The 17,072-nt window shown below is 42.9% G+C and carries 19 protein-coding genes, 2 tRNA genes and 1 pseudogene; 9 read left to right on the top strand and 13 right to left on the bottom strand.

What is annotated here, in order from left to right:
• Positions 1 to 73 precede the first annotated feature (73 nt).
• Positions 74 to 310, top strand: a complete 237-nt coding sequence (locus NGAR_RS12170) for a hypothetical protein (RefSeq protein WP_015020047.1) — start codon at positions 74 to 76, stop codon at positions 308 to 310.
• A 149-nt stretch (positions 311 to 459) separates the two neighbouring features.
• On the opposite strand, the gene NGAR_RS12165 is transcribed toward NGAR_RS12170, so the two are convergent.
• Together NGAR_RS12165 and NGAR_RS12160 are read right to left on the bottom strand one after the other, a co-directional pair.
• Positions 460 to 882 (bottom strand): hypothetical protein, encoded by a 423-nt coding sequence (locus NGAR_RS12165; RefSeq protein WP_015020046.1) that lies wholly within the window; start codon positions 880 to 882, stop codon positions 460 to 462.
• A 599-nt stretch (positions 883 to 1,481) separates the two neighbouring features.
• Positions 1,482 to 1,553 (bottom strand) — tRNA-OTHER (locus tag NGAR_RS12160).
• Between the two features lie 753 nt (positions 1,554 to 2,306).
• On the opposite strand from NGAR_RS12160, the gene thsB reads away from it, so the two are divergent.
• The 4 genes from thsB (at position 2,307) to NGAR_RS12145 (ending at position 6,905) form a co-directional block, all read left to right on the top strand.
• Complete coding sequence (gene thsB, locus NGAR_RS12155; RefSeq protein ID WP_015020045.1) at positions 2,307 to 3,989, top strand: thermosome subunit beta; 1,683 nt, start codon at positions 2,307 to 2,309, stop codon at positions 3,987 to 3,989.
• A gap of 222 nt (positions 3,990 to 4,211) precedes the next feature.
• The gene (locus NGAR_RS12150; RefSeq protein WP_228369177.1) at positions 4,212 to 5,636 is read left to right on the top strand and encodes an alpha/beta fold hydrolase; all 1,425 of its coding nucleotides are present in this window, start codon (positions 4,212 to 4,214) and stop codon (positions 5,634 to 5,636) included.
• Positions 5,637 to 5,786: 150 nt separating this feature from the next.
• Positions 5,787 to 5,942, top strand: a complete 156-nt coding sequence (locus NGAR_RS17730; RefSeq protein WP_015020043.1) for a hypothetical protein — start codon at positions 5,787 to 5,789, stop codon at positions 5,940 to 5,942.
• A gap of 768 nt (positions 5,943 to 6,710) precedes the next feature.
• Positions 6,711 to 6,905 (top strand): KGG domain-containing protein, encoded by a 195-nt coding sequence (locus tag NGAR_RS12145; RefSeq protein WP_015020040.1) that lies wholly within the window; start codon positions 6,711 to 6,713, stop codon positions 6,903 to 6,905.
• 162 nt (positions 6,906 to 7,067) lie between these two features.
• Here the strand turns inward: NGAR_RS12145 and NGAR_RS12140 are convergent, their stop codons facing one another.
• From NGAR_RS12140 to NGAR_RS12120, 5 genes and pseudogenes are all read right to left on the bottom strand, one after another.
• On the bottom strand, positions 7,068 to 7,664 hold the full coding sequence (locus NGAR_RS12140) for a hypothetical protein (protein WP_148681406.1): 597 nt from the start codon (positions 7,662 to 7,664) through the stop codon (positions 7,068 to 7,070).
• A gap of 302 nt (positions 7,665 to 7,966) precedes the next feature.
• Positions 7,967 to 8,113, bottom strand: a pseudogene (locus tag NGAR_RS19410) (thioredoxin family protein); the annotation flags it as partial.
• A gap of 131 nt (positions 8,114 to 8,244) precedes the next feature.
• Positions 8,245 to 8,421 carry an Hsp20/alpha crystallin family protein gene (locus NGAR_RS19405; protein WP_228369362.1) on the bottom strand — a complete coding sequence of 59 codons (177 nt, stop codon included), beginning with the start codon at positions 8,419 to 8,421 and terminating at the stop codon, positions 8,245 to 8,247.
• Entirely contained in the window at positions 8,360 to 8,860 is a 501-nt protein-coding gene (locus tag NGAR_RS12125; protein WP_148681403.1) for an Hsp20/alpha crystallin family protein, read from the bottom strand. The genes NGAR_RS19405 and NGAR_RS12125 overlap by 62 nt, the downstream gene beginning before the upstream one ends.
• Before the next feature lie 134 nt (positions 8,861 to 8,994).
• A complete protein-coding gene (locus NGAR_RS12120; RefSeq protein WP_015020036.1) occupies positions 8,995 to 9,513 on the bottom strand; it encodes a universal stress protein in 519 nt (172 codons plus the stop codon).
• 242 nt (positions 9,514 to 9,755) lie between these two features.
• Between NGAR_RS12120 and NGAR_RS12115 the strand changes: the two genes are divergently transcribed.
• The 4 genes from NGAR_RS12115 to NGAR_RS19105 all read left to right on the top strand — a co-directional run bounded on the left by NGAR_RS12115 (position 9,756) and on the right by NGAR_RS19105 (position 11,740).
• Positions 9,756 to 10,658 (top strand): LLM class flavin-dependent oxidoreductase, encoded by a 903-nt coding sequence (locus NGAR_RS12115; protein ID WP_015020035.1) that lies wholly within the window; start codon positions 9,756 to 9,758, stop codon positions 10,656 to 10,658.
• A gap of 63 nt (positions 10,659 to 10,721) precedes the next feature.
• The gene (locus tag NGAR_RS12110) at positions 10,722 to 11,042 is read left to right on the top strand and encodes an MTH1187 family thiamine-binding protein (RefSeq protein WP_015020034.1); all 321 of its coding nucleotides are present in this window, start codon (positions 10,722 to 10,724) and stop codon (positions 11,040 to 11,042) included.
• A gap of 88 nt (positions 11,043 to 11,130) precedes the next feature.
• Positions 11,131 to 11,403 (top strand): dodecin family protein, encoded by a 273-nt coding sequence (locus NGAR_RS12105; protein WP_015020033.1) that lies wholly within the window; start codon positions 11,131 to 11,133, stop codon positions 11,401 to 11,403.
• 223 nt (positions 11,404 to 11,626) lie between these two features.
• Positions 11,627 to 11,740, top strand: a complete 114-nt coding sequence (locus NGAR_RS19105; RefSeq protein ID WP_015020032.1) for a hypothetical protein — start codon at positions 11,627 to 11,629, stop codon at positions 11,738 to 11,740.
• 462 nt (positions 11,741 to 12,202) lie between these two features.
• On the opposite strand, the gene NGAR_RS17725 is transcribed toward NGAR_RS19105, so the two are convergent.
• From NGAR_RS17725 to NGAR_RS12075, 6 genes are all read right to left on the bottom strand, one after another.
• Positions 12,203 to 12,343, bottom strand: a complete 141-nt coding sequence (locus NGAR_RS17725) for a hypothetical protein (protein ID WP_015020031.1) — start codon at positions 12,341 to 12,343, stop codon at positions 12,203 to 12,205.
• 105 nt (positions 12,344 to 12,448) lie between these two features.
• The gene (locus NGAR_RS17720; RefSeq protein WP_187147491.1) at positions 12,449 to 12,598 is read right to left on the bottom strand and encodes a hypothetical protein; all 150 of its coding nucleotides are present in this window, start codon (positions 12,596 to 12,598) and stop codon (positions 12,449 to 12,451) included.
• Between the two features lie 466 nt (positions 12,599 to 13,064).
• Complete coding sequence (locus tag NGAR_RS12095) at positions 13,065 to 13,718, bottom strand: DUF72 domain-containing protein (RefSeq protein WP_148681402.1); 654 nt, start codon at positions 13,716 to 13,718, stop codon at positions 13,065 to 13,067.
• A 53-nt stretch (positions 13,719 to 13,771) separates the two neighbouring features.
• Positions 13,772 to 13,863: transfer RNA gene (locus tag NGAR_RS12090), tRNA-Lys, on the bottom strand.
• Between the two features lie 1,506 nt (positions 13,864 to 15,369).
• Positions 15,370 to 15,963 carry an SRPBCC family protein gene (locus NGAR_RS12080; protein WP_015020026.1) on the bottom strand — a complete coding sequence of 198 codons (594 nt, stop codon included), beginning with the start codon at positions 15,961 to 15,963 and terminating at the stop codon, positions 15,370 to 15,372.
• Between the two features lie 96 nt (positions 15,964 to 16,059).
• The gene (locus NGAR_RS12075; RefSeq protein WP_015020025.1) at positions 16,060 to 17,013 is read right to left on the bottom strand and encodes an iron-containing alcohol dehydrogenase; all 954 of its coding nucleotides are present in this window, start codon (positions 17,011 to 17,013) and stop codon (positions 16,060 to 16,062) included.
• Positions 17,014 to 17,072: the final 59 nt, after the last annotated feature.

Here is a 17,072-nt window from a genome sequence, read left to right as displayed (position 1 = left end):
CAATAGAAATAGATGACAGCAACTTCCTTATTACTGCGTACCGATTCGAGAAACTGCCTATAGGGAGCGCAATATGATAGTCTATAATGATGTCAATACATCAAATATGTGGCCAAGCTACTCCAAATATACATTAGAGGAAGAAGACGCAATTGTGCTACTTGCTACCCATTATGAACATGTTAATATGGTCAAAGATGCGCTTAGAGATTATTATGATATAAACGTAGAGGATCATGAAGAAAACGGCTCTCTTATTATCAGGGACTGTCAGAGATTATCGAGAGAGGATGCTTGGCAACAAGAATAGGCTTGGCGAGCAACAAAGAACAGCTTTAATCAACCATCACAATAAAAAGCGATAATGGCTACTACTACAGATTGAGCAGACGGACTCTTGCACCCTTTTTGCATCTAATGGGTCACAAAATCTTCTAACACACTTGATGATGTAACTTCCTATTGTTTTCTGCGCAAGCCCTCTGGGTACTCTACTTCTTGTTTACCTTTGAAGCTGCCAGCGACCTTCTTGCTCAGTTCAAGTGCGCGCTTTGATTTCTCTGGGTCAGTTTTCTTGAAAAACACTTGCAGCGCTCGCAATTCTCCTACCGCTTTTTTCTCGCCCACGTCTCTCGCACGCTCAAATGCTATTTGTTCTTGTTCAGCCTCTGAGCGGTCAAAGAAGCCTGGCCCTCCTAGAGCGCCTTCTTCTAGTGGTGGAACAACCTTTGGTCCTCTTCCAGCCTTGCCACGGTCACGAATCTTGAATGTCGATGGCTTTACTCTTGCTGGGCTGACCTTTACTTTCTTGCCTCCTCTTCGAGTTGCTGTATAGCCCTTTCTTTTGTACCCTTTTCTACGGACGCTTATTGTTTTGGCCATAATTATTGCTTAACCTTGTCTTGTATTTGCTCACAAAGATAGATAAAACTATCATAATATGGCATAGAGCTAAATAGGAATTTTCTTTATATGAAATAATCTGTTCATACTTACAATTATTTTACTACAACTCGGTTCTTGATCTCGCAATTTAACCAGCATTACAATACTACTCAGGTGCTTCTGTCTGTCATCACCTATTGTCGGTGTGATATTTTGTTTCACAATTCTGTGAACAGAACTTTTCTCTTGAACTCTTAACTTATTTGAATTGCGCAGTGTAGTAACTGAGAATATATACATGTTCAAACCAGACAGACTAAAGCGTCAGCCAACATCAAATACCAGTCCACAGTCAACTTCAAGCTTTGATCCCATATCCTGAAGAAGCAAGGAAAAGCGCTGACGCAGAGGAAATCGCAGGAGCCGTCGAGGAAAAGAGAGAAGGATGATAGAAATCTAGCGGCAGTTGAAATCTTGGTGCTAGCCGCAAGTAATCCAAACAAACGAACTTACTTCAAATAAGAGTCGCACTATATGTTTCTTCTCTAATGCAGGCCAGCAGTTATCTGACCTGACCCAAGCTATCCTAACGATAATGGCGTGGCTGGGAATTGAACCCAGACACCTGCGCGCACCCGCGCTTGTTCTTGCCGTTAAACTACCACGCCGCCATTGTACGTAGTATTACTTTATGACAAATAAATGGCTCCGGCTATTGCAATTGTTATTGTTATCGCTTCTAACCTTCTAGACGAGATCACTTTTTGAGTTATTGCAACCTGCCAAATTTTATAATGTCAACTTGAGCAAATAACAGAATAATACTTCTTTAATGACTATACTGTAAAAACACTAAAAATCAAAATAGTATAGACTGGACACCAAATCAATCGAGGGATGAGGATGGGCTGAAGCAGATGGGCGTAAAAGCATGCGTACGGACGTCCATGCAATGATCAGCCTATCTGACCCTACGTATATGGAGCCCTCAGACAAATTTGTAAATCGAGGCTCTTTCTGTTTCATAACCTACTGTTTTCGTTAATAATAATATGCGATTACATTAATTAATTGTCAATGAAACTTTCTTTAGCAAAGGTTAGCAAGACAAGACTAATTGTCCAATGTATGAAGTAAAGACTTGGTGTACTCATTGTAAGACTTATAACGCGGTAGATGTCCCTGACGGAAATTCTGCGGATTATGCATTAGGGCAACCATGCCCAAACTGTGGTACAAGAGGCAGACTGGCAAGAGTTGAAGCGTGAAACTTGCACGCTCCTGATGGTCATGGTTGATAGCTAGTTAACTTGTAGCCATAAAGCTCATCAAAGGTTAAAGTGCCAAAGGACCGCAAATGTTTTCATTAAGAGCTGCGCTAGTATAGGCATAGTGCAAGGAGGTGGAATGGGGAAAGAAATATGTCATCATTCCAAAGAGGAGGCGATTTTTCAGGACAGCAACAGCAGCAAGTGCCAATTCTTGTCCTAAAGGAAGGAACCACTGAAACAAAGGGTAAGCAAGCACAACGCAATAACATTACGGCAGCAAAGCTTATTGCAGAACTTGTAAAGAGTGCACTTGGTCCAAGGGGAATGGATAAGATGCTTGTCAGCCCAGTAGGCGATGTCACCATAACAGATGATGGAGCAACTATTTTAAAAGAAGTAGAGATCGAGCACCCAGCGGCAAAGATGATGGTTGAAGTAGCCAAGTCTGTTGATAATGAGGTTGGTGATGGAACTACATCAGCTGTAGTTCTTGCAGGCGCGCTGATTGATAAAGCAGAGGAGCTCATTTCAAAGCAGGTGCATCCGACTGTAATTGTAGATGGATACCAAAGTGCTGCTGAAAAGGCAATCGAGATTTTGAGAGAGGCTGCAATAGACACAGGTGATGATCCTGCAAGCAACAAAGAATGGCTTTACAAGGTAGCAAGAACATCGATGCTATCAAAGCTGGTTTCAGGCGAGTCTGAACAGATGGCAAAACTGGCTGTGGATGCTGTTGTTGCTGCCGCAGAAAAATTAGGTGGTCAGTACAAACTAGATGCCGATAACATCAAGGTTGAAAAGAAGGCTGGAGGCTCTTTGCACGATACAAGGCTTGTTAAAGGTCTTGTGCTTGACAAAGAAGTCGTGCACGGCGGCATGCCAAAGAGGATTGAGAACGCCAAGATAGTTCTACTCAATGCACCATTGGAGATAGAAAAGACAGAAATGAGCGCAGAGATCAGGATATCGGACCCACAGCAGATGCAAAAGTTCCTAGAAGAGGAGGACAGGATGTTGAAATCTATGGTGGACAAGATAAAGGTTGCTGGTGCAAACGTTGTGCTCTGCCAGAAGGGGATCGATGACACTGCACAGCACTACCTTGCAAAAGAAGGCATATTGGCTGTCAGACGAGTAAAAGAGTCAGACGTTACAAAGCTTGCCAGAGCGACAGGGGCTAGGATTGTAACAAATATTGAAGACCTCACGTCAGATGATCTTGGCAATGCGGAACTAGTAGAGGAAAGAAAAGTGGAAACTGACAAGTGGGTCTTTATTGAAGGCTGCAAGAATCCCCGGTCTGTCTCTATTCTTGTACGCGGAGGCTCTCAAAGGGTAGTTGATGAGGCAGAGCGCTCGGTGCATGACGCCATTATGGCTGTCAAAGACGTTATCGAGTACCCCCATGTTGTAGCTGGAGGTGGAGCCCCTGAAGCATTCGTATCTGCAAAGATAAGGGACTGGGCCAATTCCATGTCTGGCAGATCACAGATGGCCATCCAAAAGTTCGCTGATGCGATAGAAACTATACCTCTGGTATTGGCTGAAAATGCAGGAATGAATCCGTTGGACACACAGGTTGAACTTAGGTCAAAAATCTCTGGAAAGGAAATAAAGTATGGCATAGACGTGCTAGGAGCAAAAGTTGCAGACATATCAAGGCTGAACATCTACGAGCCACTTGCAGTCAAGGAGCAGGTTATCAATGCAGCTACAGAAGCAGCTAGTATGATTCTCAGAATTGACGAAGTAATTGCAGCATCAAAACCAAAGCAATCCTCGTCGGAACCTAAGAGTCCGCAATATGGGGGAGGCTTTGATGAGCAATAAAGATATCGCTGTACATGTATGAGACATCATCCATATAAGACCTAATTTTTTCACTGTTAATGCTGCTACCTTTCCTGATTACCTCTATAAGCGGCATAGTAAATGACAGGATATATATTTCATCATGGGCCATAGGAAGGAAACCTACATTAGAAATATTATGCAATGAAAATGCCAGTTCAGATGAGCTTCTTTTTACCGTTGACTTCAATCAATGCCTATTTGCACGGCATTGCTATTGCAAACATATACAATTTGGTATATTTCAGAGCATTTGAAAGAGCGGTTGCAGAACAACAAGTTGAATATATCGTCGAGAGCCAAAAAATGTACAGCAAAAATGGTAGAGAGGCAAGATCTACAATAAACATATTTGAAACCTTTTACAGCAGTTGGCTTAGGAATGTCGATGATGAGCTAAAGAATGAACTAAAATCAGACTCTTTTGCTGAGCTGCTTTCAAAATATATCCAAGATCTTTTGAACCTTCGGTCTGAATTTAAAAAAGCCGGCTATCCTATGGATTATTTGGACAGGCTCTTCGAATTGTTCAAGCAAGGTCAATCCGCATTCTTCTTTCAGACAGCAAAAGAGTCCAACCTGGCTCCTTTTGATGTGGCATACAGAAAAGACAAATCTAGATTGCTTCATTACCGCTACGAGGACAAAGCAGAAGGCAGCAATTTCGGGGCTGACTCTGATACTAAGAAGAAAGTGCGGAAAAGACAGCCGCAGCCTCTTTTAATAATTTACGCACCCATCAATACCTTTCATATTCTTGACTTGAACCCGCGCAAAAGCGTAGTTAGAAACCTATTATCTCCAGGTGGATTAGACATATACCTGCTTGATTGGGGATATCCTGACAGCACTGATGACCACCTTTCTGTTGAAGACTATCTAAGGTATATTGACGATTCAGTGAAGATAATAAAAGAGCAAACTGGCGCGGATAAAGTATCGCTTATGGGATATTGCTGGGGTGGAATATTTGCGCTAATTTACTCTAGCCTGAATAACGATAATGTACGAAACCTCGTTCTCATGGCTGTCCCAGTAGATTTTAGCAAAGACGATACTATACTCACAAAGTGGTCAAAAGCGGTTGATATTGATAGGATGATGAATGAACTTGGCCGCATGGATGGCCAGATGCTTGATCTAGCATTTCTGATGCGTAATCCACCAAGATACGGTTTTGATAAATACATGAAGTCCTTTCAAAAGATGTTCGATAATGAATTCGTTCAAACCTTTATTGATGTTGAAAGATGGTTGTATGATACGCCGCCAATCCCTGGCGCTCTCCACAGGCAGATCATCACAGATTGTTATATAAATAACCTGCTGGTATCACACAGGATGCAGGTTGGTGGCAAAAACACTGCTACGGGAGGAGGAAGCAAGCAACAATCTACAATACTAGCGGCCGTAGATCTTTCCAAAATAACGATGCCTGTGTTAACCATAATCGCAGAAAAAGACGACCTTGTTTCTCGCGCTTCTTCCTTAGCGATAAACGACCATACTTCAAGCAAAGATAAGTCAGTTTTTCAGTATCCTGGCGGCCATGTCGCACTGTGCATTAGTGACACTGCACACAAAAAGCTATGGCCTGATGTAGCAAGATGGTTCCTCTCTAGATGAAGATATAGAGTTTTCTATCACATGCTGCGAGCAATAGATGATGAACTCTGCAGGACTCCCAATCTTTATCTAAAAAGTCAAAACAATCTAAAACTTTTCTTGTACATTGATACAACACGTTCTTATCATTTGATGTGATTCATGCTACCAATGAGTCTCTTAATAGAAGAAGAGGAGCAACAAGAGACAGAAGGAGTTCCGGTGTGTGGCGCAAACCTGTCGTCACCAGTAGTCGACACTGCGTACTACATAGACGAGATCCACTACAGAATAGGAAACAGGATGTACATTGAGAATGCAGACTAGTTAGAAAAGAAGTGTCCAACTCTTTTTTCTTTTACCTTTGTCTCTTGCCCTTTTTTGGACGATCGGCAATAACCGCAGTTACAAATATACAATTTACATTAGCACTGTCAATATCGGCTGTCGAAAGAAAACAAGGACCCACGTTTGACAACAAGTTAAAGGATGAGCCTGAGACAATGTGACAATACATACAAAGGAGCAGCAAGAAGATTCATAAATATAAGTTAGAAGTAGCTTCTATAGTTAAACAAGGCGGTGTTTAATCTATTTTTGTTATTGCGTCTGGCGAAGTAACCTCTCCTTTTTGCAAATGCTCAATAGTAATATGCTTCTGCAGGTCAGCCAAACTGTCGAACTGCTTGCCGTCTTTTTTGCATGTAAACGTTTTTGGTCTATATGTAGCAGCCATTTTGTCTCAAAATTTACCAGCTGAGCATAGCTAATAAGAGTTGTATGCACATGCATACCTCTTTCTATTGCTTTTGCTTCCAAGAATAAATAATAGAAAATATCAATGGTGGCCTTGTACTCTATTCGGTTAGGAAAGCACATCTCGAGATGCCCGATACAAAACCATCAACCAACAATAAACAGAGACCTTTTTCAGCCTAGCTCTTTTTGATTTACAATCTGAGATCGGTCAACAGCCTGTTGTTCTAAATTTGCAGTTCGACTTCTTCATCTACTAAAGTCAATTAATACCTTGCCGCATAGCCGGTATATGTCATCAGAAAAAAGAGGTTTGAAAGGAAAGAGTAGCTAGAAAAGGTGGAAAGGCAAGAGCTCAAGATCCAGAAAGCTTGGCAGAGGCTGGACGCAAGGGCGGCGAGAAAGTTGCCGAAGAGAGAGGTTGAGTTTTACAGCGAGATAGGTAAGAAAGGCGGCGAAGCCAGAGCCGAAGATAAGGAATCTCTAAGAGAAGCTGGAAGGAACAGGCGGACAGAGATAAGAAGCAAAACATAGTCTCGGAAACTAAGTGATAAGCCCAGATCTTGTCTTTCTTTCAGCACGTCCCTAAATTATTTCTCTCGTTCGCCCATTTGAAGAGAGGAAAAGCTGTGGAAAGATTCCGCAAGCAGACCCAAAGATCAGAAGCTAAAGAGGAGCAAAAGTCGGAGAAGGCCATCATGCCGCTATCCTATGGTGCACTGTTTTAATGTGGTCATTAATTTCTTCCAAGCTGCCAAATTTACGATTACATGCCATACATTCATAGTTGGTTGTTCCCTCTTCTTTAGTAGTGCCAGTGCCAAGTCTTGCTGTATATTCTTGTTCTTTCCTAACTCTTTTTACTTTTAACATAAGTGCCGATGTCACAGCCCCAAGCACAGCACCATACACCAAATGTTCAAGGATACCTATGCCAATCATCAATGGAATTCCTTGCTGCAACACGCTCATAGCTTGCTGTTGTGTTAGTGATAGATCCATCTGCATCATCATTTGTACAAGCACTGGCGACATGACAAACATGCTTATCGGAATGAACAGCACGGCAAATGCAATCATCCCAGTTGCAAGCCCTTCTCCAACACCTTTTCTAAAGCTCGTTATCCTCAGCTTGCTTGCGGCAGCAGTTACAGCTCCAAATATTATGCCGATGAGGGTGCTTGTGAGCATGTGCAATCCAGACCCTATCATAATTGCATTATTATCCTGAAAAGCACCAAAGGCCAATCCAATTGCTATGGGGATAGTATTTGTAGGCATGCCTGCCATCATTGCAGTCAGCATAAAGAAAGGAGCCATCACCAATCCAGCAACAAATCCTCCTATGGCGCCAAATCCAATACTCTTGCCCATATGGCGATCAGATTGAATGGTCTTCATATCCGTGTGCTATTTCACCTTGGCCGCCACTGCACAGAATTGGATAAAAAAGTTGCAAAAACAGGCTAAAATACTAATTTAACAATTTTTACCTTGATGTGGCGTGCACAAGACACCACTCAGCATTTTCCGATATCTTTTTTATCTCACTTTGTAGATCGTCCTTTTGCCTATAACTTGTGATTTCGCCAATCTCATTTCCTTTGCAAAAAATTCACTAATGGAATGCTTTGTATGCCATACCTTGAAGCAATCTCTGGCTTTTGATCTACATTGACTTTTGCAAATCTTATTTGTGGAAATTTCTGTGGCATCAATTCAAATATCGGCTTTAATCTCTGGCAGTGTGGACACTAGTCGGCCCAAAACATTGCTGCTGTTACTATTTGCTTATCTAATATTAGAGCGTCCCATTCTTCTATAGTTTTGATGTCTACTACAGTCGTAGGAGTATATGGTGTTACCATGTGCCTTAATCGATCTTAATTTCTCTTCCCTTTGGCTTGGCTTTCTTGTTAAATGTTATTTCAAGTATTCCATTTGTATATTTTGATTTGGCAGTTTCAATATCCGTATCTGACGGCAGGTCAATTACACGATGATATTTTCCTCGGGGCAGCCTCTGTTGTCGATACTTCAACCGCGCCATCATACGCGTTTATTTTTACGTCATTTTTTGAAATGCCAGGCATTTCTATCGTTACTTTGACATCTTTGTCTGTAGTTATGACATCTGCCAGTGGTTCCCTCTCTGCAGCCAGTGCCGGCACTGCGACACCACCTCCAAGTGATCTTACATTGCCAAATTCTCTTCCCTTTGGCTTTCCGTCTGGTCCTATCGTTACAGAGTAGCCATAAACCAGTGGACCTACCTCTCTTACCCTGCCACCTGTCGGGGTCTCATATTCTCTTATTAGGTCTTTAGGAACCCTGTCAATGTCGCGTACAGTTTCTTCAAACATCCTTTCCATATCTCTTCTCATTTCTTCAAATTCTCTAAAGATACTTTCACCTGCTGTCTTTCTTCCCAATCCCCATGGGGACCAACGCCGGAACCATTCATCGATGTCTCTATCTCTGATGCTCATATTGTGTAATGTATGACCGGACCTTAACAGAATTAAAGGTTGAAGATAGATCTTTGACTGCATTTGTCGGATTCTTATAGGCCAAGAGATTTCTAGCTTATCACTTCATTACATAAGAAGAACCCTCTGCCTTCCTACTTGACAACCAGCACAGGACAAGTAGCATGAGTAACTACGCCCAATGCTACGCTGCCAAGCAGTATTCGTTTGAGCCCAGTCTTGCCTTTTGTACCTAGTACAATCAGGTCAACATCTTCTTTTTCTGCATATTCAACTATTGCAACGTATGCTGATTTGGCACTGTCAATCATTTCTGCCCTTAATTGCAGTTCGCTATTATCTTCTATATCTAGTCCGTATGTGCTTACTATTCTCTCATAGAATGTTTCTGACTGTGCCTTAAGCCGCTCCCTCCATCTTTCTAATGCTGATGGCTCTATTGTGCTAATCAGGGAAGAAGGGGTTTCATTAACACTCAAGACAATCAACTGTGCTCTTTCTCGTTCCTTCTTTGCCAGTTCTATAGCATACTGCGCAGCCTTGAATGACTCTTCTGATCCGTCTACAGCTACAAGTATTTTTTTGAATCTTGCAGAGGTGTTGCGTCCTCGCTCCTTTACTTCCTGAGGTCGTTGTTGTGCTTGGCTGCTCAAACTACTTGCTGCTAATTTTTCTAGCTCTTAAGAAATTAAACAATTTACTAATTTGCAACCATTACTTTATCAATTGACACGGATAACTTTACTAAAGAATATGGGTACGACTTGCAAACGAAATTCTTTCCCAATCTCTGCAAGTTGTTGCCTGGAATCGAAGATGCAAGGTGGTTGCTTACAATTTCTTCTTGCTACACTCTTTTTGTCCGATAATGTGTCTCTAGTGTCATAGACTGACTATGAAATTCATTGTAGCACTATGGGGAAACTGGCATCGCCAATGGCAGCTAATACAAAGGGCAGCTCCTGAGGCTGATAAGCTAGGATACTGGGGTTTTGTGATACCTGACCACTACATGTGGAGTGGCTATCCAAATGGCAATTCTACCTTGGATACTTGGATTACTCTTACTTATCTTGCAGCCAAAACAGAGAAAATCCAGCTAGGAACGGTGGTAACGCCCATTCCGCTCAGGCCTCCCTCTATTCTTGCCAAAATGGTTGCCACACTCGATGTCATCTCTAATGGCAGAGTTATTCTAGGAGTTGGTGCAGGATGGTCAAAGACGGAGTTCAAAGGATACAGCCAATGGGATGAGCCAAATGTGCGTGTTGATAAGACAAAAGAGGGTTTGGAGCTCATACTTAAACTCTGGCAAAGCGATAAGGGAGGAACATCATCAAAGGTTAGCTTTAATGGAAAATATTACTTGGCGGATAATGCAGTGCTTGACCCAAAACCAGTTCAAAAGCCACATCCTCTTCTGATGTTTGGTGGCTTGGGCGCTAGGATGCTTCGTCTGGCTGGCAGATATGCGGATATTTGCTTAATCCCTCCTTGGATTGATAGAGAATTTGAAGATGCAAAAGCAATAGTCCTTGAAGAAACACGCCGCCATTCTAGAGAAAACAAGATATCATTTGCAGCAATACCTACTATCGCTTTTGAGCAGGTACAAAGAACCATTATGAGCAGCGACAAGTCTTCAAGTCAATATGATTCTAGGATGTATGCAAAAGGCATCGAGCAAGCTGAAGAGTATGGTTGCAAGTACGTGATAATTCCGTTTCCATTTGAAAGCTTCATCAAATCTATGTCTGATTTTGCTCTGCAAATCATGCCATCATTTGTTCATAATTAGTTAGAAATAGTTCCCACCTTTTCTCATGATATTCTTTAATTATTAAATTTACCATGCTGATATATGAACAACTTGCCAATAGTTGACGCTGAAATCAGCATAGAGCCAATTGGCACCTCTGATACTAGTATGGGAAAGGAAGTAGCAGCGGCCTACAATGCCATCCGTAGCATCCAGAATTTGAAAGTAACACTTACCCCAATGAGCACCCAGATTGAATCAGACAATCTAGATGATATCTTGCAGGCAATACGCATTGCCCACAATTCAGCCAAATCTTCTGGAGTAAAGCGCGTAATATCAACAATACGGATTGATGAGAGGCTCGATAAGCCAAATACAATGGAAGAGAAAGTTCAATCAGTTAAAGCAAAGGTTAGTTAGTAATAATAATATGGTTGCATGGTGGGCTCTAACATCGATTGGCTATGCGTCTTTTCTCTTAAATACAATGTAATACACCATAAGATATATGACAACAGCCACAATAGCTGCCAGAACAGAAGAGACGATAACAAAAAGAACGCCTGCAGTTGCCAAGATTGTCGAGCTGGTTGGAGTTTCTAACATAGGATGGGAGGATGCTGCACGAGTTGCATTAGATGAAGCCAAAAAGACAATACACAATATCCATGGGATAAAGATTAAAGATATGACAGCAGAAATTGATCCTAACACAGGCAGAATTACCAGATACAAGGCTTGTGTTAAGCTATCATTTGGAGTAATAGAGGAAGAGCGCTAACACTATATCTCATCAGAATAATACGCTTTGACATCAAGCACTTTAGCTGGCTGACTTGTCAAGGCAATGACGAGATATACATATCTACCGTCCTGCGAATAAGATCTATAAGTGGTGGCATAACCGCTCAGATCCTAGAAGCTGCAAATGGTAGTGGCGCAACCAAGACAAAAATAATGTACAAAGCATCCTATCATACCAGCAGCTAAAGGAATACTTAAGAGTGCTTGTACAAAACGGTCTGCTTGAATATGAAAAAGACATACAGACATTCAAGACTACTAACAAGTGTCACAAATTTGTCAAAGTGTACAACCAAATAGGCAAGAGTTTGTAGCACCAGAACAGCGAAAATAAAAAAGGCATTTTAGGGTATTGTAAAAAGCACTGCAGGCTATGGCAACAAGGCCGCGATATTGCTTGGCATTTGTTATCTTCCATAAGGCTGGAAACTACATAATACGCGCCAAATACGCCATAAGCATTTTAACTCGTAGGATCGATGCGCGCCGCAGTAAGACAGAAGAGGAGCGGCGTTATTGTCATTCAACAACTGACCTCACTGTACTACTACTTTAGCGGCAGGTACACACATCGTACATTGGAAGTTTGGGATGCTCGGGAGAGCCAACAACTTCTTCCCTTAACCATGCTTTTTTTCAGTTATCTAAACCAGCTAGGATAAGTCTTATAGAAAGCTCTCTATTGTTTTTTATAGGTGTTATGTCAAGTCATTCTTCGCCATGCCGCTAAAATTAGCACCTACCTTGGAGACACATCAGCCGTACTTTGTCATCTGTCATGAATGCTTCTTTTGCGCTACTAACCTTTCAGGCCGTAGTTTTACGACCTGTGAAGGTTGCGGCATCAGCGAATCAATAAAGTCTATTGCGCTTCTGCCAAGAGATAGGTCCACAGCTTCACTCTTGACAGCAAGCATGGCATCACCTTAGAAGCATTCGTCTACTGTCGCATATTCTAATGGCTACTATAGGGCATGAACCCAATGTTTGATAACAAGACACTAAACCCATTTTATGCCTTGTCAGCCTACAGATGCCACTGGAGCAAAGGCTAGAATACCATCAAGCCCGAAAGCCAGTTTTATCAGCTCTAAATCCCGGGTGAGTAGGGCTTGTTTGGCAATTGTTTCTAATGTCAATCTTAATGCTTTGTTGTAATCCTCTCTAACCATCGGACAAATTCTGCATGTTTTTCAATGTGGTAAGCGACTCTTTTCAAGCCCTTGATGTTTTCTTTTTTGTTCTTTGAAGGAGCTCTAAAATAACGGCATTCAAAGCTATAAAAAATAGCTAGCGTTCCAGAGCCTGAATCTGTCTCTTTACTTCTTGGATCTGCCTGTTTTACTTGACTATTTCATTAGGTGAACTAACGTTGCCACAATCCCATTTGGCTTGCAATCTCCTAAGCATTTTACGTAATTCTGGCAAGTTTCCATCAGGAAAGCTCAGCTTACATTACGCTCTTATAGAGCTTGTCAAGGCCTGACTGGTGCTCGATACAGACACGTATTGTCTTCTATCATTTCCAAAGAGCAGACAAGTCCCGTTAACACTTTTAGAAATCCTGTAGCTTTCTCTGGCTCCTGATTTCTGCAAGTACTCCATTGATTCTGTTCTTTGCTTGTTGCTGTTCGGGCGTCAGTGTATCTCCTTGAACTCTAGAGCGTTGGCTACTGCTTTTGCCCAGTAGTGGTTATTGAAATAAATTCGAAGACGCTTCGCCTCCGGATCTTTTCTGATCTTGTTTACCTTTGATACCCAAGGTTTCAGCTCTTGCTCGTCGTACGAACAGTTGTACCAATAGCCTTTGTTTCTTCCGTGGAACCTGATAAAACCGTGATCAGCTGTAAGTGCGACATTGGATAGGTATTGCAGCGTCGGTGCTCTGTCGTCTGCAAACCGTTTTTCCCTTGGCAGGCCGCGTGTGATCTTTGCCCGAGGTATCTGCAGGTCAGCCATGTCGCAAAATAGCTTGATGCTTTTTGCATAATTTCTGACGGTTCCAATGGCGGTCTCCTTGCGGTCTATCTGCTCGCGCTTTACCTGGAAAAACTTCAGGACAGAATTGAAGCCATAGTTTAGGTCTGCTTTTGCTCTTGCTGCAATGGCGCGAGCCTTTTCTTCCTTGGTCCCTTGGTAGCCCAAAAAGTCAAGGAATTTTGTCAGCCGCTGAATGTACTTCTCCTTGGTTGCTGGCGCTTTGAGCGCGTAAAGAAACAGCATCCAAGGGTCAGTTGTCGTCCCAACCGTGGTCGGGATTGTTCCCGTTGCCACGTTTCCTGTTGGATTCACTCTCTATCACCTATTTTTTTGAAAGAATCCACTCAAAAGGGACGATATTGAAGCGGGTTCGGAGGGATTCGGACCCTCGACATTTTAACCCAGAATGACTGACTGGTTAAGAGCCAGACGCTCTGCCTGGCTGAGCTACGAACCCGCAGAAAATTTGCTGGATCGAGCGATATTTAAACGGTACTAGAAGTCTTATGGCTCCGTTAACTTAACCACCATCTCTAGCCAGAAATGACATAAATCGCACCCTATCCATACCTGAATGCAGATACAGCATGAATAACCTGAGCCAGTTCCACACACATGCTGCCTATTGCAATTCTCCTTCCTACATGGAAAATGGTCATCGAAACACTCGGTCCTGTCCTTGATATTCTGTATGAATCGCTCCATGATGTTCTTCAATTCTGTGCCATATACATATAATGGCGTAGTCTGAGCCACCTGCATGCCAACCCGTACCACAGACCACCGTCAGTAAAAACACCGGCTTCCTTCCATATCTCTGCCTCAATTGCAAAAAGAACCGGTAGCATACAAAAATTGTCCTCTCACGAGACAGATGCATCATCAAACATGTATCTATTGCAGGTTCGTACGCAATCCACAGCCAATAATCATGGCCATCTATCTGAAGCAGGGTCTCGTCTACAAATATTGCTCTGACTGACCGTCTATATCTGTCATGAACCTGTCTGCACAATCCGCGTATTTCTGTACCCATTTCCAGACAGCAACGTGGCTTCTTTTCTTTATTGGCGATAGCGATCTGGCTGCCAGCCTGAAGCTCCTAGAATTAAAATACACAAGTACAGCCCATATCTGATTATAGCTGGGTCTGTCCTCTTTCTCATATGGCAATGAAAAGCTAGGGCAGTCCTAGCTATACAGATTACCCTAAGTTAACAGCGCCTAGGGAGGGAGAAGAAAATACTTTACCTACTATTGCATTGCTTGATAGGGTCTATAAAAACTTTGTAAAAACCACTTGGCAATTTGTTTGCAACTATTACAAATTTGTAAATCGGGGATAATTGCTGTTTGCACAATCTCGCAAACTCCAATGGTAAAACGTTAATTGCGAGTTATTATCTAATATGCGACAAATGGTACCAAACGCGTAAAAACAGAGAATTAAGGCCATCATCAATATCGGCTATTTAGGCAGGTTGGTAGGCAGTGGTGAATCAAAACGCAGAAGGACAATAAAAGACACGCAGATTCCTTTTGGTAACTTACAATCCCAGAATCCGCAGAAAATAATTGATTAATGCATAGCGGCTATGATAGTAGAGCGTTGTCAAGGTTATATCTGGCGTTTTCAACTGATATATTATGAAACAACATATAGAATAATTTAGTCTACTTCTTGCGAAGCGCGACCCAATTATTCGCTATTATATTCGTGCCATTATCATCGATATCACTAAGATAGTCTACCTCATCTTGGCCATAGAAAGGCAATCAAATGCAGATAATTCATGTTACACTGCAATTGATGATATTGACATCTTAGATGTCCGTTGCAGGATATGTCACAGGTCTTCGGCCAGAGAGTTTTAACATCCCAAGAATTGATTGACAGCATCATTTGCTGGAATGCATCATCAATCAAACATGTAGATACGTCAAAAAGAGAAAAGAAGAAAGCTTAGGCCTTGACCGTATGTTGCTGTTGGCTCTGCTGGATGATCTTTACAATCGCCTCAGAGACAGAGCAGTTAAGCTTTTCCTTTTCCTTCAGGATGTGCCTGTAGGCGTCCAGAGTAATGTAGACCGGTATCGAGCCCGTGCCTTCAAGCAGCGCCTTAACGCGGTAGAGACCGTTTTCCATTCCGCGCTCTGCAATCTTTTTCAGCTTAACCTTGTCCATAAAGCTACCAAGCGGGCCCATCGGCATGTCGTATTCCACCGTCATGCCGGTCCTGCTCTTCTTTTCGCCCAGCTCTTCAAAATCGACTGTTATCTGCCAGCTCTTGAATGGGCCCTCGATCATCTTGGCAACAATCTTGCGCATCGGGACATAGTCGATGGTCTCACAGTCCCATTCGAGCTTTTTGCCGTCAAAATCTCCGCTTATCCTGAAAATAGTGCCAACCCCAAAGCCGTTCTTGACTTCGACCGGGATAACGCTCAGGCCCATGTTCTCCGGGAACTGGTCCGCCATGTGCTCTGGCCTTGCAAAATAGGTGAACACCTCACTTACTGGAGCGTTAATTTCTATGCTCTTTTGGATAACGGTCATCGGGGATAAAGTCAGGTGAACTGAATTTAAAGGTTTTGAAAGGTGGCGCTTGCAGTGTATTGCAAAAAAAGAGGGTAAGAAGAAGGGGGCCCGCTTTTAGGCCAGCGGGTTAGAGTTCACTATTTCGTCAAGGCATTGTATGATGTCCTGCTTGCTAACAGGTATTGGGTTGTTGTCAAGGTGGCCGCGGTCTGGCATGATAACGTCTGCAGCCTGATCCAGCGGCTGCTTTAGCTTGAGCGGCTCGAACTTTAGCTTTTGCGCGATTTCCTTGAAGCGCTTGTAGTAGATCGACTTGTTGAACTTGTGCGCGACCGTAGTGCAGGACGATAGTGCATAGCCGTGTGGCACTCCCTCATTAGAGAATACATACGAGAGCGCGTGGCCAAGCGTGGTCGACGAGTTGCCAAAGCCAATGCCAGATAGCATCGCGCCATACGGCAGCAGGTGGTGCTTGTCGTTCATTATCGCGTCATACAGGATATCAAAAGCTTCCTTACAAAAGAACTGTGTGAACGGGTTGCCGGCCTTGCTGTCATAGCCTTCAGATGCTTGGGCAGCAGCGTCGCAGGCAGAGTTGCGCAGGATGTTAAAGGGGGTGCCGGGCAAAAAGTATGGATCAACGATGGCCGCGTCTGCAAGGAACGCCTCGTCCTGCAGGAGCTTTTTCTTGTGGTCAAAGCTAATGACTGCATAGGTGGTCATCTCTGCTCCAGTCCCAAATGTCGTCGGGATCAGGATCTTGGGAATGCCGGTTAGCTTGCTCAGGTACTTGCATACGTCCATCGAGCTCCCGCCACCAAGGCCGATGTACGCGCCAATGTTCTTGCCTTCATACTGCTTCTTTATCGCCTCTACTGTCTCTATCGCAGGGTCGGGCGTGACCTTGTCGTACACTTCATAGTTCTTGATCCCCATATAGTCTAGCCACTTGTTGTAAATGTCAGGCGTAGTAGTGGTGATAACAAGAGAATTTTTCGGATACGGGAATTCCTTTGCAGCATTTTCGCCGAACATTATCTTTTTCGGCATCATTACTTTCCAGGCCATATGGGTATATGGGTCGCGCTCTTGGTGTTTTATGTTTTACTGGCTCTCGCCACAGAATT

Source organism: Candidatus Nitrososphaera gargensis Ga9.2 (genome assembly GCF_000303155.1).
In the GTDB taxonomy this organism is placed as follows: Archaea; Thermoproteota; Nitrososphaeria; order Nitrososphaerales; family Nitrososphaeraceae; genus Nitrososphaera; species Nitrososphaera gargensis.
Note: the sequence above shows the minus strand (reverse complement) of the source record. Positions and strands in the feature narration are given on the sequence as shown.